Origin of the sequence: Paenibacillus sp. KN14-4R (assembly GCF_052180255.1) — a bacterium.
In the GTDB taxonomy this organism is placed as follows: Bacteria; Bacillota; Bacilli; order Paenibacillales; family NBRC-103111; genus Paenibacillus_AM.
Map to the genome: position 1 here is coordinate 1,453,714 of NZ_CP197466.1, position 13,765 is coordinate 1,467,478.

General features: G+C 44.1%; 11 protein-coding genes. 10 read left to right on the forward strand and 1 reads right to left on the reverse strand.

Annotated elements, in window-relative coordinates:
* Positions 1 to 25: 25 nt before the first annotated feature.
* On the forward strand, positions 26 to 409 hold the full coding sequence (locus tag ACSBOP_RS06810) for a hypothetical protein (protein WP_442603671.1): 384 nt from the start codon (positions 26 to 28) through the stop codon (positions 407 to 409).
* Positions 410 to 491: 82 nt separating this feature from the next.
* Positions 492 to 2,306, forward strand: coding sequence for a translation elongation factor 4 (gene lepA / locus ACSBOP_RS06815; RefSeq protein ID WP_442603672.1), 1,815 nt, complete (start codon positions 492 to 494; stop codon positions 2,304 to 2,306).
* Between the two features lie 136 nt (positions 2,307 to 2,442).
* On the opposite strand, the gene ytaF is transcribed toward lepA, so the two are convergent.
* Positions 2,443 to 3,048 carry a sporulation membrane protein YtaF gene (ytaF, locus tag ACSBOP_RS06820; RefSeq protein WP_442603673.1) on the reverse strand — a complete coding sequence of 202 codons (606 nt, stop codon included), beginning with the start codon at positions 3,046 to 3,048 and terminating at the stop codon, positions 2,443 to 2,445.
* A gap of 263 nt (positions 3,049 to 3,311) precedes the next feature.
* On the opposite strand from ytaF, the gene hemW reads away from it, so the two are divergent.
* The 8 genes from hemW to ACSBOP_RS06860 all read left to right on the forward strand — a co-directional run bounded on the left by hemW (position 3,312) and on the right by ACSBOP_RS06860 (position 13,700).
* Positions 3,312 to 4,466 carry a radical SAM family heme chaperone HemW gene (hemW, locus tag ACSBOP_RS06825; protein WP_442603674.1) on the forward strand — a complete coding sequence of 385 codons (1,155 nt, stop codon included), beginning with the start codon at positions 3,312 to 3,314 and terminating at the stop codon, positions 4,464 to 4,466.
* A 265-nt stretch (positions 4,467 to 4,731) separates the two neighbouring features.
* Complete coding sequence (locus ACSBOP_RS06830; RefSeq protein WP_442603675.1) at positions 4,732 to 5,193, forward strand: N-acetyltransferase; 462 nt, start codon at positions 4,732 to 4,734, stop codon at positions 5,191 to 5,193.
* Positions 5,194 to 5,298: 105 nt separating this feature from the next.
* Entirely contained in the window at positions 5,299 to 6,333 is a 1,035-nt protein-coding gene (gene hrcA / locus ACSBOP_RS06835) for a heat-inducible transcriptional repressor HrcA (RefSeq protein ID WP_442603676.1), read from the forward strand.
* Between the two features lie 58 nt (positions 6,334 to 6,391).
* Positions 6,392 to 7,918 (forward strand): TCP-1/cpn60 chaperonin family protein, encoded by a 1,527-nt coding sequence (locus tag ACSBOP_RS06840; RefSeq protein WP_442603677.1) that lies wholly within the window; start codon positions 6,392 to 6,394, stop codon positions 7,916 to 7,918.
* Positions 7,919 to 8,003: 85 nt separating this feature from the next.
* Positions 8,004 to 8,585, forward strand: a complete 582-nt coding sequence (gene grpE / locus ACSBOP_RS06845) for a nucleotide exchange factor GrpE (protein WP_442604405.1) — start codon at positions 8,004 to 8,006, stop codon at positions 8,583 to 8,585.
* A gap of 69 nt (positions 8,586 to 8,654) precedes the next feature.
* A complete protein-coding gene (gene dnaK / locus ACSBOP_RS06850) occupies positions 8,655 to 10,490 on the forward strand; it encodes a molecular chaperone DnaK (RefSeq protein ID WP_442603678.1) in 1,836 nt (611 codons plus the stop codon).
* 143 nt (positions 10,491 to 10,633) lie between these two features.
* Positions 10,634 to 11,746: a molecular chaperone DnaJ gene (dnaJ, locus tag ACSBOP_RS06855; RefSeq protein WP_442603679.1), complete on the forward strand. Its 1,113-nt coding sequence runs from the start codon at positions 10,634 to 10,636 to the stop codon at positions 11,744 to 11,746.
* A gap of 202 nt (positions 11,747 to 11,948) precedes the next feature.
* On the forward strand, positions 11,949 to 13,700 hold the full coding sequence (locus ACSBOP_RS06860) for an alkaline phosphatase (RefSeq protein ID WP_442603680.1): 1,752 nt from the start codon (positions 11,949 to 11,951) through the stop codon (positions 13,698 to 13,700).
* Positions 13,701 to 13,765: the final 65 nt, after the last annotated feature.

Sequence of the window (13,765 nt, forward strand, 5' to 3'; positions counted from 1 at the left end):
TTACGGCTTTGGAGGTGCGCTTGACATGCATCGGTTTTATTTTAAAATGCTGTTGGTCGTTGCACTTGTGGCGTTCTGTATTCTGTTCGGTGTTAGTGTAGCTAAACAAGGTGTGGATCGTGTAAACGGGCCTGTTCCAAATCAAGTCATTGTTGGGAAGAAAGACACGGAGAACGAGAAACTACTGCTTCAGCTTCAACGGGAACGCAAGGCACGAGAACAGCTTCAAGATGAACTGCAAAAAGCTCGTGTAGCTAGGGAGAAGGAGATAGATCCGATCAATAAAACAAAAGTGAATACACCAGATAACTCGAATATGAATGGAATCGGGAATCGATTAGGGGATTTAATGCAAGGGGCCGCGCGAGGTGTAATCTCTGTTTTTGCAGGGTTGTTCGATGCATTTTAAGGAAAACACCGATCAAAACATTGATGCCTATTCCATTGACTGATATAATAAAAGTTATTGCGTAATTTAGTGGGGGTAAGGCATGACGGACATTCAAGCAAGACAGAAACAGATTCGTAACTTTTCGATTATTGCTCATATTGACCATGGTAAATCGACACTTGCGGATCGGATATTGGAATATACAGGTGCACTGTCTTCTCGCGAAATGCAGGAGCAAGTGCTGGATCAAATGGATCTGGAACGGGAACGTGGCATTACGATTAAGCTGCAGGCTGTACGATTGAACTATCGTGCGGAGGACGGACAAGATTACATTTTGAACTTAATTGATACACCGGGGCACGTCGATTTCACATACGAGGTGTCACGAAGTCTTGCTGCTTGTGAAGGGGCATTGCTTGTTGTCGATGCGGCACAAGGGATCGAAGCTCAGACACTTGCTAACGTTTACTTGGCACTGGATAATAATCTTGAAATTTTACCAGTTATCAATAAAATCGATCTTCCAAGTGCGGATCCGGATCGTGTGAAGCAGGAGATTGAGGATGTAATTGGTCTTGATGCATCTGAAGCTGTACATGCCTCGGCAAAAGCGGGTATTGGTATCAAGGAAATCATCGAACAAGTGTGCCAGAAGGTACCTGCTCCAACAGGAGATCATACGAAGCCGCTTAAAGCTTTGATCTTTGATTCGCACTATGATGCGTATAAAGGCGTAATTGTGTATGTGCGTGTTGTGGACGGTTCCATTCGTCCAGGTTCCAAAATTAAATTCATGGCGACGAACAAGATTTTCGAAGTTATCGAAGTCGGCGCATTTATGCCGCGCATGACGATGGTAGATGAGCTAAACATTGGTGATGTTGGTTTCGTCGTAGCGGGTATTAAGAACGTGGGCGATACGCGTGTCGGGGATACAATTACGAACGCGGTTAATCCAGCGCCAGAGCCATTGCCAGGTTATCGTAAAATTAACCCAATGGTATTCTGTGGTTTGTATCCAATTGAAACTCAAGATTACAATGATCTTCGTGAAGCACTTCAAAAGCTTGAGCTTAACGATGCGTCCTTGACGTATGAGCCAGAGACGTCATCTGCGCTAGGTTTTGGATTCCGTTGCGGTTTCTTGGGACTTCTCCACATGGAGATTATTCAAGAGCGTATTGAGCGTGAATTTAACATTCCACTTATTACGACAGCACCGAGCGTTGTATACAGAATCACATTAACGAACGGGGAATCCATGCAAATTGATAACCCATCGAATTATCCGGATCCACAACGTGTAGAATTCGTAGAGGAGCCTTATGTGAAGGCCTCCATCATTGTTCCTAACGATTTCGTAGGAGCGATTATGGAGCTGTGTCAAGGCAAACGCGGCGAATTTATTAACATGGAGTATCTCGATACGACTCGCGTAACTTTGAGTTACAATATGCCACTTTCCGAGATCGTGTATGACTTCTTCGATCAATTGAAGTCCAGCACGAAAGGCTATGCTTCCTTCGATTATGAATTATCTGGATACAAGCGTTCGAATCTCGTGAAAATGGACATCTTGCTTAACAATGAACAAGTCGATGCGTTGTCCTTCATCGTTCACCGTGATCGTGCTTATCACCGTGGTAAGATCATTTGTGAGAAGCTTAGAGAGCTTATTCCGCGTCAAATGTTCGAAGTGCCGATTCAAGCGGCAATTGGACAAAAGATCGTGTCTCGTGAGACGGTTAAAGCGATGCGTAAGAACGTTCTTGCTAAATGTTATGGTGGTGACATTTCCCGTAAGCGGAAATTGCTCGATAAACAAAAAGAAGGTAAGAAGCGCATGAAGCAAGTCGGTTCTGTGGAGGTTCCACAAGAGGCGTTCATGGCGGTATTGCGGATTGACGACTAGGAGTAGAGATAAGGCTTGAGGGGGCGGCGACGAGTTGCCTACTCAAGATGATTTCTCTATAAATATCCCCCTATTCGCAGGGTTAGGGGAGGTAAATAAAAAACAGGAACTTTTTTGGTTCCTGTTTTTTGCTTTTTCATACCAGTACCTCATAGATAGCGATGCCCACAAGGACGATGCCGGCGATTAGATTGGAATAACTGCCTAGGCGTGTTTTACTGATTTTGCAGCCGATACGTACGCCTCCACCAACAAATATAAAGGAGAATATCCCTGCGCTGATTGTCGTCCATAATGGGGATATGCCCGTAGCTCCTGCGCCAATACCAGTTGCAATATTGTTAAGGGCTAGCGCTAAGCCGAGTGCAAGGGATTCTTTCCATGAGATCGTAAGATTATGATCGCTATCGGCATTGATTGGATGACGAATGACACTAGCGAGATCGGAAGATTCTTTCGTTGTATCAAGTACTTTTTTAGGACGTAGACTGGTCCAGATGGTTTGTAAACCGATCAAAGCAATAATGGAGGCACCAGCAATGTTCGCGAAAGTTTCGGATACATATTGGGATAGAAACTCACCCATGATCATGGATATAAATGTCCCAGTCATCGTGATGAAGGCAATCATCAAATTTGAGAAGAATGGAATACGGGTTGATTTCATCCCGAATGAGATACCAACCCCTAAATTATCTAAATTTGAAGCGAAAGCAACTAATAAAATCGAAATAACATGCATGGTTAGTCCCCACCCTAATGATCTAGTTATTTACCTAGACTATGTGGGAAATTTCAAAAAAGTGAATCGGAATCTTATGAATAGACCTATAGCAGCATACATGACTGAAAAACCTGCCGTTGTAATTCCCATTGTTTCGCTAAACCCATTTCTTTTTGTTTTGGGAATAAGACCTATTTGATGTACAATGAAGGTTAGCTTTATAACTATAATGAAGTAGAATAAGGGCTTTAATTGGCTAAGGATGAAAGGAAGTATTTAGAATGAACGTACGATTAGCAGCGCCGAAGGCAGTTTATATACACATTCCATTTTGTACGAATAAATGTTTTTACTGTGACTTTAACTCGTTCGTGTTACAGGGACAGCCAGTGGACGCATATTTGGATGCGTTAGAACGAGAAATGGAACGGACGGTGGCGGTGGTTCCACCTGAAGAGGTGAAGACGATCTTTGTAGGTGGCGGGACACCAACTGTTTTGACACCTCCACAGATGGAGAAATTTTTGCGTATGGTGGGTCAGTATTTTCCGCTTAATCATCCAGAACTTGAATTCTCGATGGAAGCGAATCCGGGGACAACGGATAAAGACAAACTCACGGTGATGCGAGCAGGCGGGGTGAATCGGTTATCTTTTGGTGTACAATCCTTTGATAATGGGTTGCTTGAGCGAATCGGGCGTATTCATAATACGGATGATGTGTATCGTAGTATTGAGAATGCAAAGGATGTTGGTTTTGACAATATATCCATTGACTTGATGTTTGGTTTACCCAAGCAGACGGTGGACATTATGAACTCCACGTTGGATGCTGCGCTCAAGCTTGATCTACAGCACTATTCGATCTATTCATTGAAAGTGGAGGAGAATACGCTGTTCCATACGTTGTTTAATAAGAATCAGCTTCCTTTGCCAGATGAGGATGAAGAGTTAGACATGTACGAGCTTATTATGCGACGCTTGAAAGAGGCGGGCTATGAGCAATATGAAATTTCGAATTTTGCACGTCCAGGGCGAAAGTCGATGCACAATATTACGTATTGGCTGAATCATCCTTACTATGGACTTGGAGCCGGTGCGCATGGCTATGTTCGAGGTATGCGTCATGTGAATATTAAAGGTGTACAGCCTTATATTAATGCGGCGATGGAAGGTTTGCCGATTCTTGAGAAGAATGAAGTATCTGAAAAAGAGGCGATGGAAGACTTCATGATGGTCGGTCTTCGTCTATTAAGCGGTGTGCGTTCAGTCGATTTTGAAGCGCAATTTGGGGTAAAGCTGCATGATGTATTCGGCTCGAAACTAGATAAGCTCGTGGCTCAAGAACTTCTTATTCAAAGAGAAGATGGAGTTTATTGCTTAACTGATCGTGGATTGTTACTTGGTAACGAAGTGTTCGGTGAGTTTCTTGAATAACACGCAATGATTCTATTATTAAACTTGTTACGAAAGAGAGAAGAAGTGTTGTAGGATACATCTTCTCTCTATAGTGACTTGGCTTTTTGAGTAAGCACACCGCGGATGATCAAATTGACGAAAAATTTACTCTTGTATAAATATATAATTTTGTTGTATATTTATTCAGTGAATTATGCAGACTCTAATTCACCTTAGAGAGCGTTGTACGGGCGTATCCACACAGCGGTCTTTTCTGACTAGGTTGATTAAAGGTGGGATCTTCATGGGAGTAGCTTGCCGAAAGGCTGCTGAGCAGGATTTGGACGCTTTATTTACAATTATTCAGGGGTATGCAGAGCAGGGTATTATGCTGGCTAGATCGCGTGATATGTTGATGGAGCAGCTTTCTACTTTTGTCATTGCGGAAGCTGAAGAAGGATTAATTGGATGTGGGTCACTTACTAGGTTAGGACCTGATCTAGTTGAAGTCCGATCACTTGGTATTAGTGATGGATATAAAGGACAAGGCGTTGGCCGAATGTTAATGGATGAATTGCTCGCGGAAGCGCGCAGTCAAAATATATCAAAAGTGATGGCACTGACGTACGAAGTTGGCTTTTTTCAAAAAAATGGATTTTCAATCGTACCGAAAGAAGTGTTTCCTGAGAAGGTTTGGCGAGATTGTGTGAACTGCAAGAAACAGTATTGCTGTGATGAAATTGCAGTGCTAAATAGGCTGGAATGAACTTGACAACAGACCTCAGGGTCTGTTATTTTTGTATTATGATTTAGCACTCAGCGACGAAGAGTGCTAACGATTAAATCGTAAACTTAAATGGAGGTATCTGCTATGTTGTCGGAACGCCAGCGTATGATCTTAAGCGCTATTGTCGATGACTATATTCGTTTCGCCGAGCCGGTTGGATCTAGAACGATTTCCAAACGTGGTAATGTGGGTTTTAGCCCCGCGACGATTCGTAATGAAATGTCCGATCTGGAGGAGATGGGTTTTTTAGATCAACCGCATACTTCTGCAGGGCGCATTCCTTCTAATAAAGGGTATCGTTATTATGTGGATCATCTTGTGCAGCAAGGGGCGTTAAGCCCGGAAGAGATCAATATGATGAAGCTATTTTTCACGCAAAAAATTCAAGAAATGGAAGATGTCGTTGGTCATGCGGCTACGATCCTTTCATCTCTCACGAATTATACGTCGATTGTGCTCGCCCCAGAGGTGTATGGGACGACGCTTAAACATATGCAAATTGTTCCGCTATCAGATACGACGGCGGTTGCGATATTCGTAACGAATACAGGGCATGTAGAGAATAAAACGGTGACAATTCCTCCAGGGATGTCGATGTCCGATATTCAAACGGTAGTAAATCTACTCAATGATAGGCTTACTAACGTTTCTTTGCTCGAGTTCAAGTCAAAGCTTTATAATGAAGTGTCTGCTGAACTTGGAAAATATGTGTCTGGTTATCATGAACTACTAACCGTAGTTGAAGATGTCTTGCACGGCGGTGATAAGGATCGAATATTTGTTAGTGGTTCGACGAATATGTTGATTCAGCCGGAATTCAAGGATCTCGACAAGGTTAAAAATATCCTGGATTTACTTGGCGAAGCTCCGAAATTAATTGGTCTATTCTCCGATACGCAGCTTGGTGTTCAAGTGAGGATTGGAACTGAAAATACGATGCAAATTATGAATGATTGTTCGCTAATTACAGCTACTTATTCAATAGAAGATCGACCGATAGGAACGATTGGAATTTTAGGACCGACCCGAATGGAGTATGGCAAGGTGATTAGTGTGCTTGATTATGTTTCGAAAAATTTGGAGCAGGCATTTGCACGCTGGTACAAAACGAATGGGTAATCTCGTTCACATCTAGCTAGTTAGATGAGTCTTGAACCGAAAGGGAACACGGTCAACCATGAGTAGTGGATGGAAGCAAGGAGCAGTTGAAGGTGAGGAAGCTTATGCGACGCTGCTCAACAATGCTGGAGCTGTTCGTGCAATCTGCGCGGCAGTGGAAGGTACGTTAGGTCCTAAAGGACTTGATACGATGCTAGTTGGTGGGCAGGGTGAAGTTATTATCACGAATGATGGTGTCACGATTCTGGAAAAGATGGATGTGACACATCCAGCTGCTCGCTTAATGGTTGGCGTAGCGCAGTCGCAGCAGCGTTTTGTCGGCGATGGTACGACGACAGCTACCGTGCTCGCCGGCGCACTTGTCGCCGAGTGTGTAGCGCATGTGACCCGCGGCGTTCCGGTCGCGAAGGTCGTGCGCGGGCTGCAAGACGGCGTTGCATGCGCCGTCAGCAGCTTGCGTGAGCGCAGTCGCGCGGTAGCAGGGACCGACGATCCGATGCTTGCACGGATCGCGTACACAGCAGGCCGCGAACAAGGCGATATCGCGGCGCTGGTCATGGATGCCGCGCAGCAGCTCGGCCTCGGGCAATTGTCGGAGGAAGCGTATCGCTTCTCCGACAGTGTGCTCGCTCACGCCGATGCCGTGAGCGAAGTGTGGCCCGGCATCGTCCTGCGGGCGATGCCGATGAACCCGGGCGCGGCGGAACAGGTGCGCCGCGCGAAGGTGCTCGTGCTCCGCGATGCGCTGGAGCCCGAAGCAGTAGCTGAAGAAGCCCTCGTGACGGAGTCGGGCTTCCAGCGATACATGCATCTTCGCGAACAATTCCGTGAAGATGTACGCAAGCTCGCTGAGCTTGGCGTCGGGCTTGTCGCCGCTGATCGCGGCGTCGATCCAGAAGCGGAGCAGATTTGCTCCGATTACGGCATTATGGTGCTCCAACGTGTTGCGAAGCGTGAACTAGAAGCGCTTTGCACCTATACAGGAGCGAAGCCGCTGCGCCGCATGGCGCTGAAAAAAAGTGTCGATGAGCTGCGTACTGGACTCGGTTATGCAGATCATGTATTATTCGATGAACAATTGGATTTTGTTAAAATAAGCGGTGGCGCAGGTGCACGTAACGTTACGGTAATCGTGGGTGCATCCACGCAAGAAGTCGTTGGTGAACGTACTCGCATTGCAAAAGATGCAGCGTCTGCCGTTCAAGCGGCTGTTCGTAACGGATACGTCCCAGGCGGTGGCGCGGTGGAAATGGCGATTTCACAAGTCGTGGAAAAATCACGGGAAAGCGTAACTGGGATGGAGAGCTTCGGTATCCAAGCGGTTGCATCCGCAATTAGGAAGCCTTTGGGACAGATGGTGCTTAATAGCGGCTATAATCCATTGGAAAAGGTGGAAGCCTTAAGAGCGGAACAGTTACGAACTGGCAGCGATGAACTGGGTGTTAATTGTGATACAGGTGAACTCATGAACATGATGGAAGCGGGAGTCGTCGATCCGACACGTGTAAAAATTCACGCCCTGCAATCTGCGGGTGAAGTTGCGGCAGCCGTGCTCCGTATTCATACTGTGATCAAGATGAAATAAATAAAAGACGATGTTTACTTTGGTAAGGAGGTGAATCCTAGTGAGTGCACAAGAAAAGGATGTTAAAGATACGAAGGATGCAAACCTGGATGAGAGCCAAGAGGTTGTAGGAGACGAAACCTCTACATATACACAAGAAGGAGATGCGTCATCGTTGGAACAAGAACAGCTAGACGAGGTTGAAACCGTAGAAAATGAAGAGAATGTAACAGAGAATACTTCCGAAATCGAACAATTACGCGCACAAGCAGATGAGAACTATCAAAAGTATTTGCGCACGCAAGCTGATTTTGATAACTTCCGTCGCAGAGCGCGTTTGGAAAAAGAAGATTTCGCAAAATATGCAGCATTGAAAGTTATTGAAGGATTAATTCCAGTACTTGATAATTTTGAGCGTGCCATTTCCGCTTCCAAAGAAAGCCAAGATTTTGATGGCTTGATTAAGGGTATTGATATGGTATTCCGTCAGTTTGATGGAGTCTTGCAGCAGGAGGGTTTAACTCCAATTGATTCTGTCGGTCAGCCATTCAACCCCGACTTCCATCAAGCGATCATGTCCGTCGAATCCGATGAGCATGAAGAAGGTATCGTAGTAGAGGAAGTTCAAAAAGGCTATAAATTAAAGGACAAAGTGATTCGTCCAGCAATGGTTAAAGTGAGTATGTAACCCCAAATTCATATAAAAGCGGAAAACGAACATTCGTTACAACCGCATAAATCCAAGGAGGAACTAAATATGAGTAAAGTAATCGGTATTGACTTAGGTACAACAAACTCTTGCGTAGCAGTAATGGAAGGCGGCGAAGCTGTCGTAATTCCTAACCCAGAAGGTAACCGTACAACACCTTCCGTTGTTGGTTTCAAGAAAGATGGCGAGCGTGTAGTTGGTGAAACAGCGAAGCGTCAAGCGATCACAAACCCTGACCGTACAATCAGCTCCATTAAGCGTCACATTGGTACAAATCACAAAGAATCTATTGATGGTAAAGACTACACACCTCAAGAAATTTCAGCAATCATTTTGCAAAAATTAAAAGCAGATGCAGAGGCATACCTAGGAACATCGGTAACGCAAGCTGTAATTACAGTTCCTGCTTACTTCAATGACTCCCAACGTCAAGCAACAAAAGATGCTGGTAAAATTGCGGGTCTAGAAGTTCTTCGTATCGTAAACGAACCAACGGCTGCAGCTCTTGCATACGGTTTGGAAAAAGCAGAAGACCATACAATCCTAGTATTTGACCTTGGTGGTGGTACGTTTGACGTATCTATTCTTGAGCTAGGCGATGGATTCTTTGAAGTAAAATCAACTTCCGGTGACAATCACCTAGGTGGGGATGACTTTGACGAATTGGTAATGAACCATATCGTAGCAGAGTTCAAAAAAGAGCACGGTATCGATCTAAGCAAAGATAAATCTGCCGTACAGCGTTTGAAAGATGCAGCTGAGAAAGCAAAAAAAGAATTGTCTGGCGTTCTTACAACAGCGATTTCTTTACCGTTCATCACGGTTGTTGATGGCGTGCCACAACACTTAGAGATGACTCTAACTCGTGCTAAATTTGATGAAATTACAGCAAACCTAGTTGAAAGAACATTAGGACCAACTCGTCAAGCACTTAGCGATGCGGGTATGACAGCTAATGATATTGACAAGATCGTTCTTGTTGGTGGTTCCACTCGTATCCCTGCAGTTGTGGAAGCAATCAAGAAATTAACAGGTAAAGACCCTCATAAAGGTGTTAACCCGGATGAAGTTGTTGCACTTGGTGCTGCTATTCAAGCGGGTGTACTAACAGGTGATGTGAAAGACGTTGTACTTCTTGACGTAACTCCACTATCCCTTGGTATCGAAACAGCTGGTGGCGTATTTACAAAAATGATTGATCGCAATACAACGATCCCAACAAGTAAATCCCAAGTGTTCTCCACTTACGCAGACAGCCAAACAAGCGTAGAAATTCACGTCTTGCAAGGTGAGCGTTCCATGGCTGGCGACAACAAAACATTGGGTCGCTTCATGCTTGGAGATATTCCTCCAGCACCGCGCGGCGTTCCACAAATCGAAGTATCCTTCGACATCGATGCGAACGGTATCGTGAATGTATCCGCTCTAGATAAAGGTACAGGTAAGAGCCAGAAGATTACAATTACATCTTCTTCAGGTTTAAATGCTGAAGAAATCGATAAAATGATGAAAGATGCTGAAGTGCATGCAGAAGAAGACCGTAAGCGTAAAGAAATGGTTGAAGTTCGCAACAACGCGGATCAACTTGTATATACAGTAGATAAAACGTTGAAAGACCTTGAAGGTAAAGTAGATGCTGCTGAAGTAGAAAAAGCAAATGCAGCGAAAGAAAAAGTGAAAACAGCTCTTGAAGGTACGGATTCTGATGCAATTAAGACTGCAACAGACGAACTTTCTGAGATTGTTCAACAACTTTCTGTTAAACTGTATGAGCAAGCTGCTCAAGCACAAGAAGCACAAGGTGAAGCAGGTGCTGAAGGTCAACCAAAGCGCGACAACGTAGTTGATGCTGATTATGAAGTTGTTAACGAAGATAAGAAGTAAGCGAAACAAGTCATAACTTAAACGACGAGTGTGGATGTTAAAGTGTTTTATACGAAAGTCAAAGCAGCTAGTTTAGCATGCTTTGACTTTCAACTGTAATAAAAAGCAATTCAGCGTGGTAGCTGATAAGTGGGAGTGGAACGATGAGCAAACGCGATTACTATGAGGTGTTAGGTGTTAGCAAAGACGCCTCGCCAGAAGAATTAAAAAAAGCATACCGTAAACTTGCCCGAGAATATCACCCTGACGTGAATAAGGCTGCCGATGCAGAAGATAAGTTCAAAGAAGCAAAGGAAGCTTATGACGTACTAGGTGATGATCAGAAACGTTCGACGTATGATCAGTACGGTCACGTTGACCCGAACCAAGGTGGTTTTGGCGGAGCTGATTTTAATGGTGGCTTTGGGGATATTTTTGATATGTTTTTCGGTGGTGGCGGGGGAAGACGCAATCCGAACGCACCGCAGCGTGGTAACGATCTGCAATATTCGTTAACCATTGATTTTAAAGAAGCTGTATTTGGTAAAGAATTGGATATTACGATTCCACGTACAGAAAACTGTGATACATGCCAAGGCAGTGGCGCCAAACCAGGCACAAAGCCGGATACTTGCAGTACTTGTAAAGGTTCAGGCCAGCAAGAAGTTGCCCAGAACACGCCATTTGGCCGTGTAGTTAATCGCCGAGTATGTTCAACGTGTAATGGTCAAGGTAAGATCATTCGTGAAAAATGTGGAACTTGCCACGGTGCAGGTAAAGTGAAGAAACAGCGTACGATTCATGTCCGTATCCCTGCGGGTGTAGATGATGGAGCGCAGCTTCGTATTTCCGGTGAAGGGGAAGCGGGAACACGTGGGGGTCCATCCGGTGATTTGTATGTTGTGATTCGTGTACGTACACATGAATTCTTTGATCGTGAAGGAGACGATATTTATTGCGAAGTGCCGCTGACATTCGCGCAAGCTGCACTGGGTGATGAAATTGAAATACCTACATTAACTGAAAAAGTGAAACTGAAAATCCCAGCAGGGACACAAACAGGCACTTATTTCCGTCTAAGAGGCAAAGGTGTTCCACGTCTTCGCGGTCATGGTCAAGGTGATCAACACGTGAAAGTAACCGTTGTGACGCCTTCCAGCATGAACGACGAACAGAAAGATCTGCTTCGCCAGTTTGCTGCTCTAAGTGGCGAACATACACATGGTCAGCAGCTTTCTATATTTGAAAGATTCAAAAAAGCAATATTAGGCGACTAATCATTAATAAAATAAACAAAACACTCCGTATGAAGCGGCTAGCAGATGATGATGATCTGTAGGATGCTTCTCACGGAGTGTTTTTTGTTAACGGCGACTTAACAATTCTTGGAATATTTTACACAGCGCAAATGTCCTATTAACTCTCCCTAAATCTATGCAAGTTAAGATAAGAGAAATACTAGTTTTGGAGGGGTTACACTTGAAAAAAGGATTAAAACAAATCATTGGTTCTGGGCTTTCAGTTTCATTACTTTCTCTTAGCGTTTGTGGTGCAGCCCTCGCAGCAAATCCAACGACAACGACAACACCGACAACTACAAAAGCGACTGAAGCAGTAGCCGCACCATCTAAAAATTTGATTGTACTCATTGGTGATGGTATGGGTCCAGCTGAAGTAACAGCGGCAAGATATTATTCGAAAAAGTTTTTGAACAAAGATCATTTGGAACTAGATGGTGGCTATTACGTTGGTAAAGCGACTACATACTCTCAAGCAGGCCCTTATACAACAGAATCCGGTGCGGTTACGGACTCTGCTGCGGCTGCAACAGCTTTCTCAACTGGTAATAAAACATACAACAACGCGATTAGCGTGTCCAACGGCGATGTTGCGAAGCCATTCGGTTCCGTTATCGAAGCTGCTATGAAACAAGGTAAAGCAACAGGTCTTGTTACAACAGATAACATTACCGGAGCTACACCTGCTGTATGGGCTTCTCACGTACGTCAACGTGGTAACCAAAATGCAATTGCTTCCCAGTACCTTAACAGTGGCGTAAATGTTTTCTTTGGCGGTGGTAAAGTCAACTTTACAACGAAAGAAGAAAAAGGTAAGCGCACAGACAAAAACATCATCCCTGACTTTGAAGCAAAAGGCTATAAAACGGCTTTTGATAAAAAGGGTTTAGATGCGATTCCTAATACAACTGAAAAAGCACTTGGACTATTCGCGGGTGCTGAAATTCCTTACGTTCTTGATCGTGATGACAAAACACCTAATTTGCCGCAATTGGCGCAAAAAGCAATCGATATTTTGTCTCAGAATAAAAATGGTTTCGTGTTAATGGTAGAAGCGGCTCGGATCGACCATGCAGGACATGCGAATGACCTTCCTGCCGATATCCAAGAAACACTTGAACTAGATGCTACATTTAAAGCACTAATTGATTTTGCAAAAAAAGACGGTAATACATCCGTTGTTGTAACAGCTGATCACGAAACAGGTGGCTTGTCACTTGCTAGAGACAATGTGTATGAATTAAACGTAGATTTGTTTAATAAAGAAAAACGCTCTTATGAATTTTTAGACAGTATTTTGAAGAAAGCAGAAACAGCAGATGATGTTCGTAAAATTGTTGCTGACAACATGGGTTTCACTGATTTAACGGATGAAGAAATTGCACTTATTCTTAAAGGTGATGGCTCCTCATATGGCCGTGCAGGTGGTTATAATGCAGTTGTTTCTAAGCGTCTGGCTGTTGGTTGGACGGGTCACGGACATACAGGTGTTGATGTAGGCGTATGGGCATATGGTCCGATTGCTTCTCTTGTGAAAGGCGATGTGGATAACACGGATATTGCAAAAAGCGGTGCAAAAGTGATTGGTGCAGATCTAACAGCAGTTACGAAAGAGCTGCAAGACAAATACCTATATCCACTCTTCAAAGTAACACGTGATAACAAAACATTATTTACTGCAAAATCACTTGCTGAATCGTTAGATATCAAAGTGACTTGGGACGCAGTAACAAGAACAGTTACACTTTCCAAAGACGGTAATCAATTATCCGTCCTTGTAGATACGGGAGTAATCACAGAGAACGGTAAAGCAAGCAGCTTAGTTGGAAGTGAAGATAACGGAAAGTTGTATCTGCCTCTGGAAGCATTCAATAAATTGACTGGCAAAAACTTGACATGGGATGCGTCCAGTGAGCGTATTGTGAAAAATTAATTATTAGAAAAGGTGTGTGGACAGGGATTATGTGCCCCTGTCCTATTTTTCTATTTAGGGGAGTG